The following is a 24,671-nucleotide window of genomic DNA, read 5'->3' on the forward strand; positions in this document are numbered from 1 at the left end:
TCGGGCTAACATATTACCTGTAAAGCGAAATTCGGTAAAATCTGAGAAAGTCATTGCGCATTCAGTTTCGCTTCTATATGATGCGCCGCGCTCACTACAGTGGTGAGCGATACCGCTTTACTATATGGAAATAAAGGTTTTTTATGAAAAAGCTATTCACACTTGCGGCACTTGCCGTCATCACCGCCACATCAGCCCACGCTACCGAGACTAAGCAATGGTTTAACAGCGTCACGTATACCGATCAGGACCGTGCGTATGATAACGATGCGTTGATGATTAGCAGCCGTTATTTCTTTGCTCCGCAGCAAAGCTCAGGCGTTTGGGATGACTATGGCTATCTGGATACGGATAGTAATGTTGCACTGGGTTATTACAACGACGAATATGTGGACCGTTTCGCTTTTGCGGGCGAAGGTTACTTCAACAAAGAAGTGTTTGTGATTGGTCGGGTGAGTGACCTGGGTGAAATGGATGACCACTACACTTACGGGATTGGATATCTGTATAACGACAAGCTGAAACTGAGTGTTCGTCGCAATGAGTCTGATCTGGGCGCTGACAGCACCTGGCTAAAAGCCGAGTACAATCATCAACTCAATGACACCGACTATTTGGGTGTAACCATTGATACAGATGATGAGATGGACAATTACACGGTCTCTGGTCGTTACTTTATGCATCTGGATGCAGAGCGCTATATCAGCGTGGATGTATCTCATCATGAGGTCGATCTAGGATACACCGATGAGTCGTATACCAATGCTTTGGTAAACTATTACTTTAACCGTAATATTGCTGTGGGCGTAGGCTCTTATGACTCTGATTTAGCACTGGAAGGTAAGTACTTCTTTAACGACAGCTACTACCTGAGAGCTGAATACATAGATCGTGATGCTGGTGAAGAAACCAGTTTGCAGTTTGTGGCGCAATTCTAAGGCCCACGGATAAAATGGGGTTGCAGCGGCCTGCAACCCTGTTAAATAATCACGCTTCGTCTGGTTTAAAGGCCAACAGATCGCCGGGCTGACAGTCTAAATATCGACAGATCTGTGCCAGTGTTTCAAAGCGCACCCCCTTCACCTTACCGCGTTTGAGCAAAGACAAATTTGCTTCGGTGATCCCTATGGCTTTGGCCAGCTCTTTGGATGACACTTTGCGCATTGCCATCACCACATCTAAGTTCACAACAATCTCCATAGCTTAAACGAACTCCTTGTTTTCATCTTCGATTTCTTTTGCTGCTTTAAGCAGATAGGCCACCACAGCGAAGAGTCCGAGCGTCGTGAGCTCACCAAAAGGGATTTTCAGCACCACCTGGTTTGAATGGTAGAGCGTGTGATACCAGTAATCCAGAAAAAAATTCAGGCCACACGAATAGAGGACCAATGCAATTTTTGTCCAGATAAATCCCTGATAGCAGGTGTAACAGTTGTTATGAAAAAACTGTCCGCCACTAAAGAGTTTTAATAGCCTGATTATCCAGTACACACTAAGTAGCATCCCAGCCAGCAAGGGGAGAGTGAGACTAAACAACATGCCGTGACTGACTTGCTCACTTTCCCACAATAAATTGAATGACTCGCTTTCGATATACCGTACCTGACCATTGATGATCAGGTGATAAATAAGAAACGAAAATACCAAGCCACTGATACCCAGCACCACAGCGCGGAAGGTGCCGCACCAGCGCTGAATTTTGTCTGTCGATTTGACCATAAAGATCCCTTGTTTCTATGTTGTTCTTGATGAGAATCATATCACACAGAAACTAATTTCTGAAAAAAGAAAATAAATTATCGTTTTACAATAATAAAAATCCGTGTAATGATATTTTCAACAAAGAGAAGGAGTGACATGATGAAAAATAAAAGCACCGTAACCAGATTAGCGTTGAGTGTTGCACTGAGTACCGTACTGGGTACTACGGCTGTGTTGTCAGGCTGTACGCTGAGCGACAAGCAGCCAGTGAGTGAGGCAGAGTCGGTTCAGCATGTTTCGGCATTTGTGGATGTGGAGAGTTTATTCAGCACCAGTGAGAAAAAGTCGATTGCGATGTCAAAGGATGGCCAGTGGATCGCATTTCTGAAAATGCACAACGGCGCACATAACCTGTTTGTGGTGGCTGCCGATAAGTCTGATGCGATACCTGTACCTGTGACTAACCTCATCGATTCGGTTGACAGTTTTATCTGGTCTGCCAATCGCAACGAGATCTTGTTTTCTAAGGATCATCAGGGCAATGAAAATAGCCAGATTTATAAACTGGCGCTGAACAGCACAGATCTGACAGCCAGCACTATGACGAGACTCACGCATAATGATGCGGTCGATTACATGCTGTTGGGACAGTCTGAGCAGGATGCAAATATTTTGGCTGTCGCTGCCAATCACGTAACACCGGAGCGCATTGATTACTTTCACCTGACGGTGGATAAGGGCGAATTGACGCAAACTCAGACTAACAGCGTGAGTCTGTTTGAGACACAGCTGAATAAATCGGGTCAGGTGGCGTTGGGGCTGGCGCTCAACGCTGATAACTCCAGAAGCATGTACACATTCACAGACGGGCGCTGGCTCAAGGTGATGACCACTGAACCGGGAGAGATCCTGGAGATCATCAGCTTTGATGAGCAAACCAATACCGCTTTTATCGCAGGCAGCATTGAAGGGCGCGATAAACAGGAACTGATCAAAGTGGATTTAGCGACTAAGTCGACAGAGACGGTTCACCTTGACCCCCAGCAAAGCTCGGATCTGCACCATGTTGTGTTCGATGAGCAAGGGCAACCACTGATAGTATCTTATTATGGCGGTAAGTTGCGTAATTACCCACTGACCGATAGTGCGGCTAAAGCGTTACAACAAATACAGAGTCGCTTCTCACAAGATATTGAATTAAAAGTCGATAAAATAAACCATAAGGAAGATCAGTGGTTACTGACGGTGTCTTTTGCTGACCGCCCGGATCAAAAATATGCGTATTATCCGACTCAGGATAAGCTGACAGGTCTGTTGAATGAGGCTCCTGGGTTTGATCCTGAGTTGTTGGGAGACCGAAAGTCTATTACTTATACGGCATCAGATGGTGTTGAAATCCAGGCATATCTGACTTTACCTAAAAACCTGAATAAGAACCTGCCAACCATAGTGTTGCCACATGGTGGTCCCTGGGCGCGAGATCAGTGGGGCTACAGCAGCGGTTATTTTGTTCCTGTGGCGCATTATTTTGCCAACCGCGGCTATGCGGTGCTGCAACCTAACTTCCGTGGCTCATTGGGATTCGGTAAGCGCTTTATTCAGCTGGGCGAGAAAAACTGGGGCACAGGCACTATGCAGCATGACTTAACAGATGGTGTAAATTACCTGATAGAGCAGGGCATTGCTGATAAACAACGCGTGGGTATTATGGGGGCTTCCTACGGCGGGTATGCTGCACTTGCTGGTGCGACATTTACACCAGACGTATACAAAGCCGTGATTTCTTATGTTGGTCCATCCAGCCTGGTGACTTTGATGGAGTCTTTCCCGGCACACTATCGCCCTTATCTGGGGACCTGGTATGTCTCTGTAGGCGACCCTGAGATTGCAAAGGACAGAGCAGATATGGAATCACGTTCACCGATTAACTTTGTTGACCAAATCAAAGCGCCTTTGATGCTGGTACAGGGGGCAAACGATCCGCGTGTGACACAGGTTGAATCGGATAATATTGCCAGAGCGCTGGCCGCTAAAAATCACCCTCTCGAATATATTCTGGCAAAAGACGAAGGGCATGGGTTTATGAAGCAAAACAATAAACTGGCCTCTATCGTGGCAATGGAGCGCTTCTTCGCCAAACACTTGGGTGGCGGCACCTCTAACACGGTTAATCCAGCCATCAGCGCACATTTGGATACTTTGCGTGTCGATGTCAATCAGTTATAACCTCGGTTAAGCAGGCTTTATTAAACTAAAACAGGGCGATGGTATCATCGCCCTGCTTTTTGTGATTGGGTCAGTGCTGAGGTATCAGAAGGAGATGGGATCTTCAGACATAACGGATAGCAGAAATGGCGTATACCCCATAATACCGATCAGCATAAGCAGTGTGAGTGCACATAAGATGACGCTGATCGCCAGCTTGACCTGTGCATTGCGGCTTTGTTGTGCATAAAAGTAGAGCGTAGCGGTCAGTAGCGGGATTAAAAAGCAGCCAAAGGTCCACATAGGGAAGAAGGGGTCTCCAAATGCGGGATTAAGACCCAGGGTGGTACCGGTGACCAGATAGCTAAACACACCCACTCTCAGGAACCACTGCGCATTTGATACAAGAAACAAGTAGATAGCCCATTTTCTGTGGCTCGCGATGTCTTTTTTAATTGCGCTGCGTACCGTTAAATAAGAGAACAGTAGGATCAAAGAACCATTGATGCTGGTGCCAATATCGCCAAGTTCTATCGGGCTTGCGTCTCTGAACCACACCAGGTAATACCCTGAGAAAGCCAACAGAATGACGGTAAGCAGATAGACGTAGCCATTGATTTTGTGGAAAGTGGGGAAGCGGTTGCGCATCTTAGGAATAAGTTGAAATACGCCACCGAACGCGACGATGCCTGCGCCGATTGTGTGCGCTGCAAATGCCAGGTTACCGGCAAAGTCTCCCACATGATAAGGGGTTGCACCCATAACCTCCCAGCGGTTCCAGATTTCCATGTTGTCATTGATCACAGAAAATCCGTAGAACTTAATGATGTAGTAAAAGAAAAACCATTGCCCGAGTAACACGGAAATAAACCAGAATATGGCAGTGTAACTGAGTGTCTTGCCAGCAGTGCGTGATGATATACCTTTGTTCGATTTGGCGGCGCTAGCCTCTTTTATTGCTTCTGACCCTGAAGTCGTATTAAGTGTTTTGTCCATTATGACGGCCTCGTAACTGTGAATATGCTTTCAAGTGTGCCGTGAAGAGGATGTTCAGTCGTTCGAATGGGCCTGCTCATACCAAATAGCGTTTGAATATATAAAATAAGTAATTTAATCAATGATTTATTTTTATGGTTCGGGGGTGGCCTGTATGCCATGGGTTTGCTAGGTATTGTCTAAACAAGGTCTTTTATTATCTACATGGAGGAGAATAGATGTACTCTGGGTACCCAACGCTTCATTCGTTGCAACTTGTGTATTGACTTGCAAAGTGAGAAGGACCCGATAATGAACTCGTCTATTTGCATTTGTGAGTATGGAGGAGGGGGAGCGACCCCTCCTAATTGTTTGGGCCCGATGTCTCTTTTGCTAACGGAGCGATGGAGTAAACAGACAGCCCGTTTTCAGGATACCGACCCAAAATACACCTAAGAAGCAGATTCCACATGTTGAGGTGAGGTGCTTGGTTTTGCTTTTTTGCCATTTAACAAAACGCCTATCCAGGTGTGTCTGACCAATAACTGATAACTTGCCAAACCGATTGTAAGGGTCGCGGTGACCGAAATGACAAGCTTGAGCAATAATGGCAGCGTGGTATTGCTCAGTGGAAACTGGATGTACATCAGTACCGGTACATGGATGAGGTAAATCCAGTATGACGCGTCGGACATATATTTGTTCAGCTGACTGTATTGATTGAGCCATTTATATCCGGCCAGAAAGGCAACACCGGTCCAGCTAACGATGGCGACCGATTGTGCGAGCACGGCGTAGAGATTGATGTGTTCAGGTGTCATGTCTCCGGTATTCGCTGCCCGAATGATGGTCTCTATGGAGGGGGGTGGGTCCATCAGGTAAAAGTAAGGCAGTAATGACACACAAGCCAGTATCAGTAAAGGCGTAAAGTATCTGGTGTATTGTTCTACCCGGGTATGGTGATGATAGAGTCCGGCACCGATTAAAAACAGGATGCCATAAAACCCGTAGGACCAGAGTTGCGGATATAGCTTATCAGGCGCCGGGAATGGCACCAGCTGCTGGTGCATGGCAAGCGTGAGCAGTACTGGCAAAGCTACTCCCAAAAACAGGGGGCGCACGACAAAGGCGAGTATGGATTGATAGACCTGAGTATATCTTTGCAATAACCAGATGATGCAGCAGAACTGGGTTAGATTCCATAGAAACCACAAGTGCATGGTGGAGATGAGCGGTTCGTCAACGGACTGAAAAATGGTAAACAGGCCCGGCTTTTCATGAACGATTTCTGCGCCCCAGCCGAGCGCATGAACGAGTACCAGCATGGTCAGCGGAAAAAATATCATAAAGGGCAAAAAAACGCGTTTGAGGCGATTGCTGATAAAGGCATTACCCCCGCGTTTACTGATCAGCAATGCGGCGCAAAACCCGGCGATGGCGAAAAACAGCGGCATTCTGAATAAGTGCGACCAGATAGCAAAGTACTCAAAAGCGACATGCTTGCTCGGATCGGCGGTAAACCAGATATTTGAGAAGTAAGGGCCATAGGCCAGCGCTGCATGGAACACCACGCCCAGCAAAAGTGCCAGGCTACGCAAGTTATCTATGTAGTGAAAACGAGGGGAAGAGTGCATAACGTTTATCCTTAAAGCTGCGACTATGAACAGATTATCACCAAACAGTTCGGGAGAATACTGATGTAGCAGGGTGGGGGCTAAAAAGTATACGCCTGGATGCTTGTCCATGATTTAGTGGGCGATTGCAAAAATCAGACTTGGTTGTGAATGTATGGACACGTGCAAATGCAGTGTGCCGTCGGCACAGTCATTCGTTTCGTACTAAAGTGTAAAAGATTTGCGCGCAAAATAGAGATGTTTGAGTATGAAACCATTTCAACAGCAGTCACCCGGTAATGGTCCCGGTCGTTGCTCGGTGATAAAGCGTTTAACCATGGAGGACGTCCTCGCATGACCGGCTATTTTATTCAGGCCTTTATCTATCTGGCCGCGGCGGTGGTGATGGTGCCACTGGCAAAACGCCTGGGGCTTGGCTCCGTATTGGGTTACCTGATAGCGGGTGTGCTGATCGGCCCTGTAGCAGGTGTCGTCGGCAAGGAGACGGTGACTATACAACACTTTGCTGAGTTCGGCGTGGTGATGATGTTGTTTCTGGTGGGGCTGGAGTTACACCCTCAGATGCTGTGGAAAATGCGTCACCGGCTGCTCGGGCTCGGTGGCTTGCAGGTGGTTGCGAGTGCTCTGTTGCTTGCCTGCATTGCCTGGCTACTGGGTCAGCCACTTTCCATTGCGGTGGCAATCGGTCTGGTCTTTTCTTTGTCGTCGACCGCCATTGTGTTGCAAACATTGAATGAGAAAGGTCTGACGAAAACTGAGGGCGGGCAAAATGCGTTTTCTGTGTTACTGATGCAGGACATTGCTGTGATACCGATACTGGCATTTATCCCTGTCTTGGCCTTACCTGAGTTAATGAGTGCAGCGCAAGCGCTGCAAACCACAGCGGAACATCATGAAACATTGAGTCTGGTTGCAGGTTTACCGACCTGGGCCTACGCGGGTGCTATTTTTGCCAGTATCGCCGGTGTGGTTGTGATAGGTCATTATCTGAGTCGTCCCTTGTTCCATTATGTTGCTAACTCCGGGTTACGGGAAATCTTTGTCGCAACCGCGTTGTTGCTTGTGATTGGCATCGCGACTTTGATGAGTCTGGTCGGGCTGTCTCCGGCACTGGGGACTTTTCTGGCTGGCGTGGTGCTGGCGAACAGCGAATTCCGTCATGAGCTTGAATCAAATATTGAGCCCTTTAAAGGTCTGTTGCTGGGGCTGTTTTTCATTACAGTGGGGGCAGGGATCAATTTTGCCATACTCTCTGAGCACTTACTTTTGATCCTGAGCCTGACGCTAACCGTGATGCTGGTAAAAGCCGCAGTACTGTGGGGGCTCGCTATGGTGTTTAAAATCCATAATAGCGATCGCTGGTTGTTTGCGCTGAGTTTATCTCAGGCCGGAGAATTTGGTTTTGTGCTGTTAAGTTACGCACTGCAAAACCATGTCATCCCACCCGAAACAGTGAGCTTGCTGCAGCTGGTTGTGGCTCTGTCCATGTTTTTGACACCGACTTTGTTTATTCTCTACGACAAAGTGATTTTACCCCGATATCAACATACGACTAATCAGCAGGGGTATGATGAGATTGATGAACACGGGCAGGTGATCATCGCAGGGATCGGTCGTTTTGGGCAAATTGTTAATCGTTTACTCATCGCCAATGGCGTTCACACTGTGGTGATGGACCTGGATGCAGCTCAGGTGGAGTCAATGCGCCGCATTCAGGTCAAGGCTTACTTTGGCGATGCCACACGGCCTGAATTGCTGCATACCGCGGGCATTGAGCAAGCTGCCTTACTGGTTGTTGCCATTGATGACAGAGAAAGTGCGAAGGCACTGGTGCAGGCGGTCAAGCATAGTCATCCCGGGGTGACAGTGTTGGCCAGAGCTTTTGACCGAGGCCATCACTACGAATTGAAACATGCCGGCGCGGATGTGATTGTCAGTGAAACGTATCATTCAGCGCTTAATCTGGGGGCACAGGCGCTTACCTGTCTGGGGTTTGCGCCAGACACTGCGGCGCAGAAAAAGCAAGCCTTTTGGGAAACCGAGCAGGCTGCATCCGAACAGCTCTACGACACCTGGCAACATGGTAGCGATGGCCAGCAATACGACCATGATTTTCGTAAGCTATTCATTCAGACTGAGGAAGCCATCAAAGCAGCGATGCAAGCCGAACACAGGGGTGGACAGGGGAGCGATGACGTCACGAAACAGGACTGACGAAGATCACCATGCCAATGCTGGTGCAGACAGTGACAGACCTGATATGCTACACGCTTTGAGCGACAACTGAGTACGAAACATGATTGACGATAAAGAATTGATCAGCACACTGGACGAACTGGAAGCGTTTTTACAGCTGGTAGAAAGTGGTGGGTTAGGTCTGAATAACGCAGCAGGTGTGGCGTTGGCGACGAATAATAGCAACGGCCGGCCATTTGTTGCTGTGCTGGATGATAATCATCAGTTGATCCTGGGTCGCTGGGTGACGCAAGAGGTGTTTGATAATGGCAAGGACCTTGTGCGTCAGGGGCCGAAGAAAGCACACTAATCAAGTGCTGGTCAGATGTATCGGGTCGTTTTGATTTGTATACATCTGCCTCCCTCTGGGCCCACAGTGGGAAGTGCCCACACAGGCCTATGCTTTATGCTGATATGATAATAAAAAACAAAACAACAATAAAAACAGGAAAGTCAGATGCAGGTTCCTTGTGAAGAGTTAGCTAAAGTTGAACATCGGCTCAATAAACAAAACGCGCTGGGTGCAGCGATTGCTGGTGGATTGTGGGTGTTTCCCATTTTATTTGCCTGGTTTGGTGCTTTTACATTAAACGCAGACTTTGGTCCCTTAATGCTGGCCGTCAGTGGTGTGCTGGTCGGCTTAGTGATCCGGTTTCACGGTCGGGGCTATCAGAAAGTATTTGGTGTTATCGCCGTTGTAGTGCATGCCTGGTTGGTTTTTCTGGCCCTGGCACTGGAATTAATTGTCAGTAACGATACCTGGCTGATGATATTGGGTATTTTATATGTCATTGGTGTTTGGTCCAGTGTGTATCTGGCGCGTAAAAAGGTACCATTTTCTGAACACCGGGCTTTTTTTGAGCTCGCGGAAAAACAGCAGCATGCAAGTCGGAAAAAGTTGAAAAACCGTTGGTTCATTGTGTTACCCGTTTTAATGAGCACTTCGCTGGCCACCGGCCTGATGGCAATATATGGTGTTACGACAGCGGAGCAGTTATTGATTGATCAGGAGCTAGATGAACAGCAGCAACAGCGATTACTGCGCGCTCAGAAAAACGAAATTGACGTCACACCTCAGGGTCTTAAAGCCCTCTCAACCAGACAAGCGTTGCATTATGCCTACGCCTATTTTAGCGGTTATCGGATAGACGAATATGGCAGAAATAAGGGCCAGTTTGTACACTCTGAGTTCAAAGCGAAAACCATCCTGATCCATTTGACGGAGCAACGGGCTGAACCCCGAGCTTTGTTTATTCTGGGCATCATCAACGGGGGGAGTCAGGGAAGTCAGCAAGTTGAGGAAGCGGCAGAGCTTGGCGATGACTATGCTAAGCTGTTTAAAACCATTGAGTTTGGTTGTCGCTATGATAAAAACCAGGCATTGATGCTAATCAACGGCTTGTCTCAGCTGACCGATGAGTCTCCCATCAGCGCAGAAATTGACAGCATTCGTAGCTACGGCTTTGAGCCCGTTTGCGCTGAACTCAATACGGGCAAATTTGAATACAGTTTTATTCGTGAGTATCAACCGAACAGCCGCTAAGATAAGCGGCTGTCCTCCAGGTTGAAAAAGGCAACCTGATCGGTCAACACCCGGGCCTGACTCTCCATGGTTTTGCCTGACTTTGACGTAGTTTCGACCAGGGAGACATTTTGCTGAGTAATGCCATCCATTTGTGCAATGGTAGAGCATACCGCGGCAATACCTGATGCTTGCTCTTTGCTGGCATCGTCAATGTTCGAGACCATGTCACTGACTTGTGTAATCGACTGCGTCAACTCATCGAAAGTTGTGCCAGAATCATAAACCAGTTTGCTTCCTTCGGTAACGGCGTCAACACTGTTCTTGATGAGCGCTTTAATCTCTTTGGCTGCGCTGGCACTGCGTTGTGCCAGGTTACGCACTTCACTGGCGACCACGGCAAACCCTCTGCCAGCTTCGCCTGCTCTGGCGGCCTCAACCGAGGCATTGAGTGCCAGCAGGTTCGTTTGAAAGGCAATTTCATCAATCACGCCAACGATGTCGGAGATTTTTCTGCTGTAGCTTTCAATATTACCAACCGCATTGATGGCATCTTCAATGGTTTGTTTACCACTGAGTGCTTTTTCACGGACATCCGCTGCCCGTTCTGACGCTGTGGTTGCGCTGATCGCGTTATTTTTCACCGTCGCTGTAAGTTGCTCCATTGTGGCGGCGGTTTCTTCCAAACTGGCTGCCTGACTTTCTACCCGGCTATTGAGCTCTTCATTATTGGAGGCGATTTGCCGGGCGATATCAAACACCTGAGCCGCCCCGTTATTGATGGTCTGAACCAGCTCGCTGAGCTTGTCGAACAGACCATTCATTGCCTGCGTCAGCACAGAGAAGTCCTCTCCCAGTTCAGCGGTGATCCGGTGGGTTAAATCGCCTTGCTCAAGTGCAAAAATGGCGTTTTTGATATGCTGCACAGCCTGCTTTTGCGCAGTGATGTCTGTGGCATATTTCACCACTTTCACGGGACGACCGTGTTGATCAAGAATGGGGTTATAGGTTGCCTGGATCCAGATTTCCTGGCCATTTTTGGCTATCCGCATATACTGCCCTGCGTCAAACTCACCGCGATTGAGCTGTGCCCAGAATTGTTGATATTCGTTGCTTTGCGCCTGCTCCGGGGTGGCAAACATGCGGTGATGCTGGCCTTTGACCTCGTCGAGAGTGTAGCCCATGGTTGCTAAAAACAGGTCATTGGCCCACAGTATGGTACCGTCCATTTCAAACTCAATAACCGCCTGAGATTTATGAATGGCCTGTACTTGCCCTTCCAGATCCGCTGTGACTTGCTTCTGATGGGTAATATCCATGGCGTATTTAACCACTTTCAGCGGGTTGCCCTCATCATCACGGATCAGGTTATAAGTTGCACTGATCCAGATAGGTTTGGCATGTTTGCCCAGTCGAAAAAATTCACCAGAATGGAAATGGCCATTCTTCAGGTCTTGCCAAAACTGCTGATATTCCTCACTTTGAGCATACTTGGGCTCAACAAACAGCCTGTGGTGCTGGCCGATGATTTCCTCTTTGCTATAACCCATGGCACTCAAAAAGTTGTCGTTGGCGTCTAAAATGGTCCCGTCTAAATTGAATTGGATCACCGCCTGAGAGCGATTGATAGCTTCTATTTGCCCTTGTGCCTCAAAGGCATTCAGTTTGTCTGCGGTAATGTCAGAGGCGAACTTCATGATTTTCCAGAGTCGCCCATTCTCATCATATAAAGGGGTATAGTGCGCCTGGATCCATACCGCTTCTCCACGTTTGTTGACTCGTTTAAACTCTCCTGACTGAAGCTCGCCTCTGCCCAGAGCTTGCCAGAATGCCGCATACGCATCACTGGCTGCTTCTTTTGCGCTGACAAACTGGCGGTGGTGCTGACCCTGGATCTCTTCAAGCTGATAACCCATTACATCAAGAAAATTTTGATTGGCCGTTACTATGGTGCCATCGAGGGTAAACTCAATGACTGCCTGGGCGTTGCGGATCCCGTCAATTTGACTGTTAAGATTGATTATTGTGTGTTTTTGCTTTGAGATATCGCTGGCTAACAATAGGACTTTCGCTGTGCGTTGGTGTGGATCCGGCACCGGAACCAGTTTGGCATGCAGCCAGGGAAATGTTTGCTCCGAGGTCTGCCATTTAAGGTCACACTCAATTGTCTGGCCTTCACAAAGGGCTTCCCAGCAAGCGGCATTGAGCTGTTCATTGACCACAAATTGCTGATAGTGTTGATTAATCAACTGCTGTCTTGTGGCATCCACAAGGGATAAGAAGTGCTCGTTGGCATGCAATACCGTGCCTCGCAGGTCCAGCTCTGCCCAGGGTTGTGCGTTTGTTAACGCTTGTGTGGCTGAAGTGGCGTCCACCAAAGGTTGATACTGTGCTGTTACATCCTGGATCACCGCAAAGCTGTGTGACTCATCCAGCGGGCACAGTTGTACTGAGACGTGAAACTCTGTGCCCTCGATATTGTGCATGGTGCAGATCTGCGCGTTGTTATGTTGACGTTTTTGCAGTGCATTTTGTAACGTCTGGTAGTCGCTGTGACGATTGCACAGTGCTGATAATGTCTTGGGTGGGGCGCTGCTCGAAAAAGCCAGTGCGGTATTAAAAGCCTCGCTGGTGGCGAGAATATTACCGTGCCGGTCGAGCTTTAGCCAAGGCAATGTTTGCGGAAGGGTGATTTGTGGTTCTGTTGTTTTTGTTCTTGAAAAGCCGAAGAGCGCCATATCACATCCTGGTATGTAGTGGATTATCTATACACACTATAGACAAGGAATAACAGCGCACCCAAGTTTGTGCGTGAGATAAGGTTTTATACGGAGCAGCCCATCAACAGGCTGCACCATTTATAGCAAGATCAGGCGTCGCTTTCGTTCACCAGAATCACTTTACGATGAGGGAAGGGGATCTCTATATTGGCTTCATCGAGGGCTTTTTTCACTTGCTCAGGTACGGAATAAAGCACATCAAAATAATGTGCGCCGTCGCAAAACGGTCTGACTAAAAAGTCCACTGAGCTGTTATTGAGCGACTCCACTTCTACAAATGGGGCCGGATCTGACAAAATATGGGGGTGCGCCTGCAAAACGGATTGGATCACAGCCCTGGCCTCATCTGTGTTTTCATTGTAAGCAACGCCAAAACGCATATCGACACCGCGAATTGCATGGTGTGAGTGGTTAACGATTTTACTGCCCCAGATATGACTATTGGGGATCACGATTTGTTGGTTGTCGAAGGTTTGCAATATGGTCGTAAACATATCAATTTCAGTCACTTTGCCAAATTGTCCTGCTGTGTCGATAAAGTCGTTGACTTTGTAGGGGCGGAAAATTAACAGCATAACGCCCGCCGCGAGGTTGGATAGGGTGCCTTGCAGTGCCAGGCCTACCGCAAGTCCGGCGGCACCGAGCAAAGCAATGATAGAGGCGGTTTGTACACCAAACCGATTGAGCACTGCGATGCCGACAAAGGCCAATACTGTGTACTTGGCAACACTGCCAAAAAATTTAAACAGAGTATCATCGAGCTTGTCATAGCGATTCGCCACAGAGACAACCGCTTTATAAGCTTTGCCCGCCAGCCAGATGCCAATGATCAGTATTAATAATGCCAGTACCAGGTTGGTTGCCCAGTCAACGGCGACAGGTAAATATTGATTGATATCGATTTTTTCTAAGAAGCTTTCCATACACCTACCTCGGTAAAATAATTGAGAGAGTCACAGAGCGTTTGCAATCATGCGTTTAAAAGCTAGTTGCAGACACGAGATAGTTCAACCTGAAGAGGGTGATCTTGCCAAGATTGGGTGATAAGCGATACGGGTGGTCCACAGACCACCACGTTAAATGATATCAGAGGAACCCCTGAGCGACTCCGGCCACCATAAAGGTGACGACCAGCCAGACAATGTGTAACTTGAGGTGTTTTAACAGGTAAAAGCCGACCAGGACCAGGGCAATATCCTGTGCTGAATGCACTGCACTGGTAAAGACGGGTTGATAAAGCGCAGCCACCAGTAATCCAACCACAGCGGCATTGACACCACTCAGCGCGCCTGCCACTGCGGGTCGATTGGCGAGTAGTTGCCAATTTTTGAGCACGCCCAGTAATAGCAAAAAGCCAGGCAAAAACACGGCTAAAGTCGCCACCAGTGCGCCTGTGACAGGATTTGCTGGCATCAATGCGTAGCCAAGATAAGTGGCAAACGTAAACATTGGGCCGGGCACTGCCTGAGCAGCGGCATATCCTGCCAAAAAGGTATCCTGACTGAGGGCGTCACCGACAATGTTTTGCAGCAGTGGCAGTACCACGTGACCGCCGCCAAACACCAGACTGCCAGCCTGATAAAAGTCATTAAGCAGGGCCGCTGAGGGGTTCAGGTGGGCGATAAAAGGCAGACCAATAAATAAGCCCGCAAACGCCACCAAAGGCAGCCAGCTTGCTTTGAAAGTGGCACTGGAATGCGCCTTTTGGGTATTGCCGCGCAGGTAAAAGACGCCAATCAGGGCTGCCAGCAACAGCACCGCCATTTGTGTAAAGATACCCGGGAGTAACAGCAGGGCGATGGCCGTAATAACGCACACGCTGACAGTGAGGGTGCTTTTACAAAAGTTCTTATACATCCCCCAGGCGGCGTCGGCAACAACCACAATGGCAAGCAGCTTAAGCCCGTGCACCAGGTTTTGAAACACACTGGTGTCGGTCACCTGGCTGGCCATGAGTGCCAGCAGAACCATGATAATGACTGACGGTAGCGTAAAGCCGATGAAGGCCGCGCAGGCACCACTTAGTCCACCGCGTTTGTAGCCCAGAGCGAATCCGACCTGGCTTGATCCGGGGCCGGGCAAAAACTGACTCAGCGCAACCAGCTGAGCATAATCGGCGTCATCCAGCCATTTGCGTTTCTCCACAAAGGTTTGGCGGAAGTAACCTATGTGTGCTGCCGGACCACCAAAGCTTACCCAGCCAAGTAAAAAGAAGGTTTTAAAAATAGCAAACATAACAATGCGCGCTCTGTTATCACAACTGCCGCTAGAGTAAAAAATGACGTAGAATGATTCAAATTAATAGTTTTGATTGCGACTATGAATAATATGGGATTGGGTTATGCGCTTTAGTGATGTGCCATGGCGGCAGGTAGATTTAAACTTACTGGTTGCCTTCGCTTATTTATACCGCTGCCGCAGCGTCAGTATGGCGGCTGAACAGGGCTGTGTCAGCCAGTCAGCGATGAGCCATGCTTTGGCACGGCTTAGACGTCTTCTGGATGACGAGTTGTTTGAGCGTAAAGGGCATACCATGGAGCCGACAGAGTATGCGCATCAGATAGCGCCTTTAATTGAGCAGCTGCTGGATACGGTGTCAGATGGCTTGCTGCACAAAAAACACTTTGTTCCGGATCAGTATGAAGGCGTATGTCGCATTGGTCTGACGGATTATGCTGAGCTGAATTTTGCGCCTTTGATATACGACCATATTCGCACCACCGCGCCTCATGCACAAGTCAGTTTTGTAAACGTGAATCGTAGTAACTACATGACACTGACCGAACAGGAAAAACTGGATCTGGTTATTGGCAGTATCACTGAACCAGATCAGGCATTTAGCAGTCAGGTTCTGTACACCGAGCGTCACGTTTGTCTGGTGGATCCGGCTGTATTTACCACAGAGCTGCCCATGTGCATGACTACTTTTGCACAGACGGAGCATGCCCTCGTGAGTCCGGATGGCCGTTTAACAACTCAGGTCGATCAGTTGCTTGCCAGGGCGGGTCTGACACGCCGGGTGACGGTCGCCAGTCGCAACTTCCTGACCATACAGCGCTTGCTCAGCCAGCGACGCTTGGTGGCCATTGTACCGCTAAAAATGGCTCAATTAGCGTGTGAGGATGCCGGGCTGACATACTTTGAGCCGCCGCTGCGTGTGCCGGATTTTGATATTGCAATGTTGTGGTTGAGTAAGCGAACGGGTGATGAAAAAAATACCTGGCTCAGAGCGCTGGTGCAGACTGTATTAACTGCACCAGATGATCTGATAGAGCCTTAATGAAGGCTATCAATCGTTGCTATTTCAGCTCGGACGGGGCCCTGGCAAGCTGCCAATAAATGCTCGCTGAACAACCCGGCCGCGACGACAATCTCCGAGGCCTGACTTTGAATGTCCCGCAATTGCGTCGAAAATTGCTCAACCCTGGTGGCTGATATTGACGTACCAGCTTTACAACTGCGTAGCACTGAGAGACTAATTTTATTGATGTCGCTGGCCTGTTCCAGCAATTTGGTGAGCGCCTTCAGAGCTGGTGCGCTGCTGAGCAAAGGCGCAAGCAGTCGATAGTCTGCTTGCCAGGCTATTAGCGTCTCGGTGATGTGTTGCAATGCGTTGCTGTCGCCCTGTCTGAATTGGGTTAGTTGTTGATAGAGCCGGATCAGAGCCGGGCTTTCTACCGGCAGAAAGTCGACTAAGTGTGTTAATGGTGCGTTTTGGTGATACAAGCCTTGCTGATACTTAATATGATGACGTGTGTAGTAGCTGGCTGGTTCAAGCTGCTCCGCAAAGCGCATCAGCAAAGCCAGGTTGTGCGGACTATCGTGTTTTGCCAGTAGCCTTTTAAGTCCTTGTCTGAACTGCTTTTGATGATGCAGGCCGATGGCATCGGCAAAGTCAGAGATGGGCAACAACCTGTGGTACATGTTTTCGGGGTCGGAGTACCGACGTGCAGACCACAGGCGCTCTGCGATGGCAAATAGACGTGGCCAGCTGCGCACATCCAGGTTGTGCTCGGTAACCAGTTCACTCCAGAGGGTTGCTTCTCCACCCAGAATATTACCTTGTGCTTGCGCGCTCATCGCACTTTGGAAAGGCATGTTGGTAAAGTCTGCCCGGGTAAACTGTGTATCTAATTTCCCCGTTACCGGATAGACAGCATTGCCAATCAGTATCCGGCCCGCTAAACCTGCTCCCGGGTTCAGTGTGAGCTCCGCACGAGTTGGGCCCATCCAGCTGTCGATGGTGGCGTTGAGTCGTGATAAACCCGCTCCGGGCGGAATTAGGTGGCTATCCAGACGGGCTTGTTTAAAGGGACGATCATTGAGCTGCAGGTATACATGACTCAGTGTTTGCTGAGAGGACACCAGCACCAGTTTGCCACGTACGGCACTGCCTTTGAGCCTGGGCATTATGAAGTCCCAGGCCTGAATGGCTTCGTTGTCGTTGAGCGGATGTGCTGTGTGCAGATCGGTATCAAACGGCTCATTGCGATAGTGGTAAGCAGTTGGCTGAGGCTGATCGATGTAAAATCCGGCGGATAACAGCGCCGGATACCCCTGTGCGGCAATCTGGCTCAGGCTCGCTTTGCCACGCCAGGACTGGATCATCACATCCTGGTCCAGTGCGGGGTGAAATATTTCGTCCCAGCCCATCATTTTTTTGTTATGCCTGCGTAAGATAGCCTGCACTTTGGTGTTGAAATGCGCTTGCAGGTCGGCGGAGGTGTTGAGTTTATGTGTGCGCATATATGCCTGGACCCGCTTGCTTTCTTGCCACTGCTTTGGGTGTACTTCATCGCCACCAATATGTATGTAGGGGTCCGGGAAGAGTTCAGCCAGCTCTGCAACGATTGCATCAATGAAGACGTATACCTCAGGCTTGCTGGGATCCAATAAAGGCTCAAATACGCCCCAGCCATCTTCCATTTGATAGGGCTTCACCTGTGTCATCAGTTCAGGGTAGGCAACCGCAATGGCGGAGGCGTGACCGGGGACATCAAACTCTGGCACCACACGGATCCCAAGGTTGCTGGCGTACTCTACGATGTGCTTGATTTCGGCCTGCGTATAGTACTGACCATCGGACGCGAGTTGATGCAATTTTGGATAAGCTGTTGAGGCATATCGCCAGCCCTGATCATCTGTCAGGTGCCAGTGAAATATATTCAACTTGGCGGCAGCCATGCCGCGAAGCTGCCGTTCAATCGCCGGAATAGAAAGAAAATGGCGGACGCTGTCGAGCAGCAGTCCACGCCAGGGAAAACGGGGGCTGTCGCCTATTTGCAACAGGGCCAGTTCACGGCTGTCACGGGCAAAATAGAGTAACTGGCTGAGGGTTGCCAGTGCCTGCAGCGCGCCAAAATCAGAGACGGCACTGATATCAATACCTGTGTGGTTGATACGCAATTGATAGTCTTCATTCTGGTTGAGCTGGGGATATTGACTGGTACCGGTTTGCGGAGTTTGCACAGTGACACTAATGGGGAGTGCTGATCTAGAGGTGACAGACGTAACCTGATAACCAAAATCAGAGAACTGCTGTTGATAGTAAGTTTTTACAAAGGCACTGCGCTGCGAAGACAGACCGGTGAGCGACAACACCAGCGGACGATCTATCGTAAGCGATTGTCCTGACTGTACCAGTGAAGTGGGCGCAGGCATCAAAATGGCTGCCTGGTCCTTCGCCCTGGCGATGTCGGCAGATAGCATCAGCATGCTTAACATCACACCACACAGCAAAGTCTTGAATCGAACTATCATAGCGATCATTTCCCTGAAATACCGATCAAAAAGAGGTCTATAAAATCGTGTTTATGGGAACAGTGCAAATGAGAGATTTTCAATCTGGCGGGTAAATGCTCAGATCCAGGCTGTAATCCTGCGTAATGTTTTTACGAGTGAACTCAGATTAGTATCTGCGAAAAGAACTACAGAGCCTGCTATCAAACGATAGCCATGGCACACAATGAGGTGTGAGATGTGTACCCGAGTATTTAATAATAGCCAGCGTGACTATCTGGCGACGGCCCGTAATATGGATTGGATGTATCCACTCCCAACCAGCTTTTTTGCGTTTGATAAGGGGCTGAGTAAAACCGGCCTGGCGGGAGCGGATGGCTGTATGGATGAGGCGCTCAAATGGTGCTCGGCGTATAGCAGCATCGTAGCCATGGTTGGGGATGATCGCAGTGGCTGGGCCGCGTCAGATGGCCTGAACTCAATGGGGTTAGTGGCGAATGTGCTGTATGACTCTGGTGCCAGCTATGGTCAGGTATCCTTCAGTGCGCATAAAAAGCAACTGAGTGTATTGCGGTGGGTACAGTATGTGCTGGATAACTTTGTTTTTGTAAAAGACGTTGTGAAGACGTTTCGCAAACAGGATATCTTGCTGGTGGGCGCTGCGGTCCCCAACAGCGATGGTAAACCGGCGCAATTACACCTGTCTGTGTCAGATGTCACTGGCAATTCAGCCATCATTGAAGTGGTAGACGGGGAGTTTGTTTGTTATGAAAGCAGCGCTTATCAGGTAATGACCAATGAGCCGAGCTTTGATAAGCAGTTAAAAATCAATGATTACTGGGCTTGGCAATGGTCCGCGGAAAACAGCAACCCAAGCCACACCATCCCGGGGGGCGCTTTTTCAACAGATCGATTTGAACGTGCAACGTTTTATCTGCACCATATGGACGCGCCTACGCATATCGATGACGCACTGGCTCAGGCCAGAACGGTGGCTGCAAATACGTCTGTACCGCTGGGTTACAACTTTACGGTCAGTGACAGTCCAAATATCTCTAATACGCTGTGGTCCACTTATGCCAGTCACAGTGAACCGGCTTACTATTTCAGTAATGCCCGGACGCTGAATGTTGTCTGGTTTGACCTAGCGAATGCCGACTTCGAAGCGCCGGTACAAAAACTGGATCTGATCACAATGTCAAAAAGTGGGGCGGTTGAAAACCATCATTATGATGGCAAGATTAACGCGCTCATGACTGCGGCAATTGATCCTTACCTGAATCTGGAGCGCCACAGCGATGTGTCCCTTGAGGTCATCTGCTAATCTGGCTCTGTCAGGCGTGAGGGAGCAGCCGGTTTGAGCACCGGCTGCTAGCGTGTTTATAGTTCTGCGAAGACTTTGGCGCGCAATGCTTCACGAAAGTTCTCGACCATCTTATGTTTGTCCTGCTCTGTGTGGCGGTCAAATACGCGGTTGTAGAACACACTGACGCTCACGTCTTCTTGTGGGTAATAATAGCTTCTGGATATATAACCGTTATTGTAGCCGCCATGCATGTAGGCCACTTTGCCTGATAACGACGCAAAAGTACTGTGCTCTGTTTTGCGCACAATGCCGGCCCCATACTCCCGGGTTGCATCCATGGTACTCAGGTTGTTGAGCATTTGCGCTTTAATCGCAGCCGTAAACGGAGCCAGGGTTTTGCCAAAGGCGCTGAAAAACCGGCTGAGATCTTTGGGTGTACTGACCATACCCCCATCTGCCGCCCGATACCCCAGTTTAATGTGTCGATAACTTTTTAATGTACCTTCCTCCAGTTCATAGCCGTGAACCAGCTCTGCGCCCAGAGGTTCCCGCTGATAGTAATAGGTTTCAGTCATGCCCAGTGGTTCGAGTATCTGTTGCCGGATTGCAATCGCCAGATCATAGCCCAGCAAGTCATCCAGTATGATCCCGAGTAGCAGGTAGTTTGTGTTGGAGTAGTCAAAGCGGCTATCGACCTCAAACTGTGCGGGTTCATCGTAAACATAACTCAGCATTTCAGTCACTTGCCATTCGTGGTCGGGCTCTGCTTTTGTCTTATGCCAGAACTGCGGCACGCTCAGATAATCCTTCAGGCCACTGGTGTGTCGCAGTAAGTGGCGCACTGTGATAGTGCTGGTATTGGGGAGTCGGGCAGTAATGTCGCCTGGCAGATAGGCGTTGATACTGCTATCCAGGTCAATTTGCCCCTGTGCAGCCATCAGATGGGTGAGTGTAGCAACAAAGCTCTTGGTATTACTGGCAATGCGGAACAGATGTTGTGGGTTAAGCGCGGCCTGAGTGTCCTGATTGGCCAGGCCGCTGGTATAGGTTGCAGACCAGCCGGGTGTGGCAATATAGACAGATACGCCCGTTAACCCGGCCGCGACGACCTGATCAAGTAAGCTTTGATAGTCGGTATTAATATCAAAGCGGATGGTTTCCTTTGTTTCGCTCAGCGACACGGGCATTGCTGCTGATTTAGGTTGTGAGGTGTGAGTTACGGTGTTATCACTGCCACACCCAGTAAGTGCCAGACAGGTGGTACAGAGTATAAAAGAGGAGAGTTTCATAATATTGCCCCTTAGTGCGTTGCCATTTGTTGTTTTAGCCCGGTTATAACAACGCATTCGCAAAAAGGTGTCCTGATCGATAAGGACAAACAAGGAAGGTGAGAAAATAAGAACTCGGTTTTTAGTTAACCAAATGAAAAATAAACTTACTTTTACTGTGGGAGGCGTGGAACGGGCAGCTTTTCAAGATCACAACTTGCCCGTCTGAGAAAAACACAGGGGTGATATTATTGCATGAGTTTTATTTCGATCATGCCAATATAGGCGCCTGAGTCACTGTGCACACCGGCAGAAAAATCGCTGTCCGCGGGGTCACTAGTCAGTAGCATTATGGGGTCGGCAGGGTTGGTAGCCTGATTGGCTGACCCAAAACGTGTGCCACTGTCGCTGCCGGCATCGTAGACCTTCAGCTGGATCGTTTGGCTTTCAAGCCATTGGTTGTCTGTAAACAAGGGCAAACTTTCCAGGCCGATAAACCAGTCGGGACTGGGGGCAACCATAGACACCACACTGAGCAACGAAAACGCCTGACTCGCTTCAAACGTAAAGGTCACGCTTTTGGCACTGCCCGAAACGCCCGACTCGTCAATCAGGTAGTTGGAATTCCCGGCATTCTGGATAGCGCTAATTTCCTCTTTAAGCTGAAATTTGGAACCGGTTTCAGCCATGCTTACCATGCCTGCTGACGCCGAGGTGTCGGGCTTAAAGATGAAGCCGTCAGCATTGTGTGTCAGGCCGACGAGGGGGGAGAAGTGTGAATTCCCCGGGAAGTTGGTCGGAAAGTTGTCGGCTTCCCAGGTTCTGGTAAAGGTAAGCTGATACGTTACCGTATCTTCGGCTTGCACAGTGTCAGTGGTGTCTGTACTTGTATCTGTGCTCGTGTTGTCGCCTGAATTCCCTGCATTATTGTCTGACGTATTGGTGGTTGTATCGTTTGATGTATCTGTACTTGTTTCAGTGCTCGTATTATTGCTGACGTTGGTTTGGGTTGTGTCACCGCCGCCGCCTCCACCGCATGCAGTCAGGGTGAACAGAATTAGGGCGCATAGAGATGTGTTTGCTGTGCTCATATCAGCCTCGTGTGTGTGAGTCAGGGTCTGATAACAAGACCTGAACACCGTCTGGTCTATTTCATGGGGTGAGTAAAAAATGTGCATTTTAAGCCTGGTGCATCTGGGCGCTTGATGCTGTAGGCAGGCCATATGCTGCGTGTACCGCCTTGAGAGATCCTCAACTGTTTTTCCGGCTCAGGTATGTAAAACTCATAAGTACATTATGTTATTCAAGGAACTAGTATGAAATCTCTGATCTTAACGGCGCTGCTGAGCGGCTCGGCATTGGCTAATCCATTACTGGGTAGCTGGGAGTTTGTTGAAGGGCACTATGCCACGGAAGAGGGCATTGTCTCCGCCAAAGCCCCGGAATTAACCTCGGTGAAGTTAATCACGCCTACGCATCATAGCTATATCACCCAGAGCCAGGGAAAGTTCAAATACGCTGGCGGTGGTACTTATGTGCTGAAGGGAGACAGGTTTATTGAGACCTATGAGTACGGCAACGTCACCTCTTTGCTGGGCAGGACCATGGCCTTCAGTTACAAAGTGGAAGGCGATTTGTGGCACCATGAGCTGTACGAAAATGGCAAGTTTGTGGAGCGGGAAATCTGGAAGAAGGTGCAGTAACCCAGGCCACATGAGCACATCTGGTATTTAATGGTGCGTAATTTGCAATAATAATCTGAGCCCCTAGACTAACAGTAAGGTCATTGTTGTACCGGGGGCGTTATGAAGTGGATGTTTTTCATGTGTCTGGCGTTGTGTCTCAGCGCCGGGCAACCAGCCAGCGGCGCAACCGTTCAGGTGGTCACTGAGTACCTGTACCCTTATCAAATCAAAAATGAAGATGGCTCGTTAGGCGGTTTCATGACCGAGGTCCTGCATGCTTTGTGCCAGCAGGTGGGTGATGTGCCAGACATTACTGTCATGCCCTGGGCGCGGGCCTACCAGATAGCGGTTACGACTGAAAATGTGCTCATTTACTCCATTGTTCATACTCAGGCACGTAGTCCATTGTTTCACTGGATAGGGGAAGTGCAGACAGATCCAATTTATTTATGGGGCCTGAAACGTCGCTTTCCCGTGCAATCAGACGCTCTGATGTTGCTTAAACAGCATCGGGTGGCAGTACTGCGGGGCTCTAATGTCGCTCAATACCTCGCAAAACAACAGTTTTCAAATCTCAAACCGCTCAGTTATGAAGAGCAATTACTACAAATGCTGGAAAAAGATCGCCTGGACTTGGTGGTTGGCACCGAAGAAACCATCTGGCAGCGAGCGAACAAGGCGGGTATGGATTTCAGCACCCTAAACAAAGTTGCAGAGCTGACAGAGCTTAATACCAATCTCAGTATTGCCTTCAATATTGACTCTGATCCCAACCTGGTGGCCCGCTATCGGGATGGCTTTGCTGCGATCAGTAGTAACGGCAAGCTGGCAGGCATACAGCAAAAGTGGTTTAAGTATGTGCAGGTCGCAAAACAGTGAGTTGACCCGACATGTCTGCCGGGCCTCCGTTGAGTTTATTTCAGTGTTTCGCCTAAAGAGACTGGCGCACTGGTTTGGTCTTTGATGGCATCGAGTACAGCAACCAGCGTAGCATGCTGGCTGTCAGGGTGTGCTCGCAAACTGATGCTGGTGATATCCCCTTTTGCGCCGAGGCGGGCAATGTTAATACTGACACTGTCGAGGTCGATTTGCCGATTGTTCAGGTAGATCTGATTCTTAGCATCGATTGAAAATACTGGCGTCAGGTTTGGTACCACAGAGGTGACCGCTTGCTCCGTCCGGTTGAGTGGCAGAGCACTTTCTCTGACAAAACTGGCGGTGACAATAAAGAAAATCAGCAGAATAAATACGATATCCAGCATCGGGTTCATGTCTACGGTGACGTCAGAAGGAGTACGTTGATGTGCAGTTTTTACCATAATTACAGGTCCTTTTTGTTGTTTCTCTTTCAGCGTAGACCCCGGTTGTTAGTTTTGATTTAATGTACCGTTAATGTTTACAAACTTTTACATGCCAGTTTTGGCGAGTATTAATTCTTTTCTGATATTGCTTTCTTCGTTTTTATATCAGCCTCCCTTCTTTTGCTATGAGTCGTTCTAAATCTCTTCATGGAACCAACGTCTAATTACTTGTAACTTTTGTGACTAGCAAATTGATTTTTCTTTACATGTGTATTTTTTGTGTTAAAAATGAGTGTCTTTTTTCGTTACTAGGAGGTTTT

Annotated in this window: 20 protein-coding genes; 9 read left to right on the forward strand and 11 right to left on the reverse strand. The window is 48.9% G+C overall.

What is annotated here, in order from left to right:
* The first annotated feature begins 143 nt into the window (after positions 1–143).
* Positions 144–938, forward strand: coding sequence for a putative porin (locus tag PRUB_RS05360; RefSeq protein ID WP_010384148.1), 795 nt, complete (start codon positions 144–146; stop codon positions 936–938).
* Between the two features lie 49 nt (positions 939–987).
* Here PRUB_RS05360 and PRUB_RS05365 read toward each other — a convergent pair whose 3' ends face one another.
* Together PRUB_RS05365 and PRUB_RS05370 are read right to left on the reverse strand one after the other, a co-directional pair.
* Positions 988–1,200, reverse strand: coding sequence for a helix-turn-helix domain-containing protein (locus PRUB_RS05365; protein WP_010384149.1), 213 nt, complete (start codon positions 1,198–1,200; stop codon positions 988–990).
* Positions 1,201–1,203: 3 nt separating this feature from the next.
* Positions 1,204–1,719: a hypothetical protein gene (locus PRUB_RS05370; RefSeq protein ID WP_010384150.1), complete on the reverse strand. Its 516-nt coding sequence runs from the start codon at positions 1,717–1,719 to the stop codon at positions 1,204–1,206.
* 138 nt (positions 1,720–1,857) lie between these two features.
* Between PRUB_RS05370 and PRUB_RS05375 the strand changes: the two genes are divergently transcribed.
* Positions 1,858–3,927: a S9 family peptidase gene (locus PRUB_RS05375; protein ID WP_242065216.1), complete on the forward strand. Its 2,070-nt coding sequence runs from the start codon at positions 1,858–1,860 to the stop codon at positions 3,925–3,927.
* 84 nt (positions 3,928–4,011) lie between these two features.
* Here the strand turns inward: PRUB_RS05375 and PRUB_RS05380 are convergent, their stop codons facing one another.
* Together PRUB_RS05380 and PRUB_RS05385 are read right to left on the reverse strand one after the other, a co-directional pair.
* Positions 4,012–4,902, reverse strand: a complete 891-nt coding sequence (locus PRUB_RS05380) for a DUF2306 domain-containing protein (RefSeq protein WP_010384152.1) — start codon at positions 4,900–4,902, stop codon at positions 4,012–4,014.
* Between the two features lie 431 nt (positions 4,903–5,333).
* Positions 5,334–6,515 (reverse strand): acyltransferase family protein, encoded by a 1,182-nt coding sequence (locus PRUB_RS05385; protein ID WP_010384153.1) that lies wholly within the window; start codon positions 6,513–6,515, stop codon positions 5,334–5,336.
* A gap of 333 nt (positions 6,516–6,848) precedes the next feature.
* Between PRUB_RS05385 and PRUB_RS05390 the strand changes: the two genes are divergently transcribed.
* From PRUB_RS05390 to PRUB_RS05400, 3 genes are all read left to right on the forward strand, one after another.
* Entirely contained in the window at positions 6,849–8,729 is a 1,881-nt protein-coding gene (locus PRUB_RS05390; RefSeq protein ID WP_010384154.1) for a monovalent cation:proton antiporter-2 (CPA2) family protein, read from the forward strand.
* Between the two features lie 82 nt (positions 8,730–8,811).
* Positions 8,812–9,060, forward strand: coding sequence for a hypothetical protein (locus tag PRUB_RS05395; RefSeq protein WP_010384156.1), 249 nt, complete (start codon positions 8,812–8,814; stop codon positions 9,058–9,060).
* 147 nt (positions 9,061–9,207) lie between these two features.
* Positions 9,208–10,293, forward strand: a complete 1,086-nt coding sequence (locus tag PRUB_RS05400) for a hypothetical protein (protein ID WP_010384158.1) — start codon at positions 9,208–9,210, stop codon at positions 10,291–10,293.
* Here PRUB_RS05400 and PRUB_RS05405 read toward each other — a convergent pair.
* The 3 genes from PRUB_RS05405 to chrA form a co-directional block, all read right to left on the reverse strand.
* Positions 10,290–13,010, reverse strand: a complete 2,721-nt coding sequence (locus PRUB_RS05405; protein ID WP_010384160.1) for a methyl-accepting chemotaxis protein — start codon at positions 13,008–13,010, stop codon at positions 10,290–10,292. The genes PRUB_RS05400 and PRUB_RS05405 overlap by 4 nt on opposite strands.
* 131 nt (positions 13,011–13,141) lie before the next feature.
* Positions 13,142–13,975 carry a mechanosensitive ion channel family protein gene (locus PRUB_RS05410; RefSeq protein WP_010384161.1) on the reverse strand — a complete coding sequence of 278 codons (834 nt, stop codon included), beginning with the start codon at positions 13,973–13,975 and terminating at the stop codon, positions 13,142–13,144.
* Positions 13,976–14,138: 163 nt separating this feature from the next.
* Positions 14,139–15,287, reverse strand: coding sequence for a chromate efflux transporter (chrA, locus tag PRUB_RS05415; protein ID WP_010384162.1), 1,149 nt, complete (start codon positions 15,285–15,287; stop codon positions 14,139–14,141).
* A gap of 106 nt (positions 15,288–15,393) precedes the next feature.
* On the opposite strand from chrA, the gene PRUB_RS05420 reads away from it, so the two are divergent.
* Positions 15,394–16,332, forward strand: a complete 939-nt coding sequence (locus PRUB_RS05420) for a LysR family transcriptional regulator (RefSeq protein ID WP_010384163.1) — start codon at positions 15,394–15,396, stop codon at positions 16,330–16,332.
* On the opposite strand, the gene PRUB_RS05425 is transcribed toward PRUB_RS05420, so the two are convergent.
* On the reverse strand, positions 16,329–18,812 hold the full coding sequence (locus PRUB_RS05425; protein WP_010384164.1) for a family 20 glycosylhydrolase: 2,484 nt from the start codon (positions 18,810–18,812) through the stop codon (positions 16,329–16,331). The genes PRUB_RS05420 and PRUB_RS05425 overlap by 4 nt on opposite strands.
* A gap of 217 nt (positions 18,813–19,029) precedes the next feature.
* Between PRUB_RS05425 and PRUB_RS05430 the strand changes: the two genes are divergently transcribed.
* Positions 19,030–20,115, forward strand: coding sequence for a linear amide C-N hydrolase (locus PRUB_RS05430; protein WP_010384166.1), 1,086 nt, complete (start codon positions 19,030–19,032; stop codon positions 20,113–20,115).
* 56 nt (positions 20,116–20,171) lie between these two features.
* Here the strand turns inward: PRUB_RS05430 and PRUB_RS05435 are convergent, their stop codons facing one another.
* Positions 20,172–21,386 (reverse strand): serine hydrolase domain-containing protein, encoded by a 1,215-nt coding sequence (locus PRUB_RS05435; RefSeq protein ID WP_010384167.1) that lies wholly within the window; start codon positions 21,384–21,386, stop codon positions 20,172–20,174.
* Between the two features lie 227 nt (positions 21,387–21,613).
* On the reverse strand, positions 21,614–22,456 hold the full coding sequence (locus PRUB_RS05440; protein WP_021032903.1) for a spondin domain-containing protein: 843 nt from the start codon (positions 22,454–22,456) through the stop codon (positions 21,614–21,616).
* Between the two features lie 225 nt (positions 22,457–22,681).
* Between PRUB_RS05440 and PRUB_RS05445 the strand changes: the two genes are divergently transcribed.
* On the forward strand, positions 22,682–23,068 hold the full coding sequence (locus PRUB_RS05445) for a hypothetical protein (RefSeq protein WP_010384169.1): 387 nt from the start codon (positions 22,682–22,684) through the stop codon (positions 23,066–23,068).
* 102 nt (positions 23,069–23,170) lie between these two features.
* Entirely contained in the window at positions 23,171–23,929 is a 759-nt protein-coding gene (locus tag PRUB_RS05450) for a substrate-binding periplasmic protein (protein WP_081694366.1), read from the forward strand.
* Positions 23,930–23,964: 35 nt separating this feature from the next.
* Here the strand turns inward: PRUB_RS05450 and PRUB_RS05455 are convergent, their stop codons facing one another.
* Complete coding sequence (locus tag PRUB_RS05455) at positions 23,965–24,369, reverse strand: ExbD/TolR family protein (protein WP_010384172.1); 405 nt, start codon at positions 24,367–24,369, stop codon at positions 23,965–23,967.
* Positions 24,370–24,671: the final 302 nt, after the last annotated feature.

The organism is Pseudoalteromonas rubra, from assembly GCF_000238295.3.
GTDB classification, from domain to species: domain Bacteria; phylum Pseudomonadota; class Gammaproteobacteria; order Enterobacterales; family Alteromonadaceae; genus Pseudoalteromonas; species Pseudoalteromonas rubra.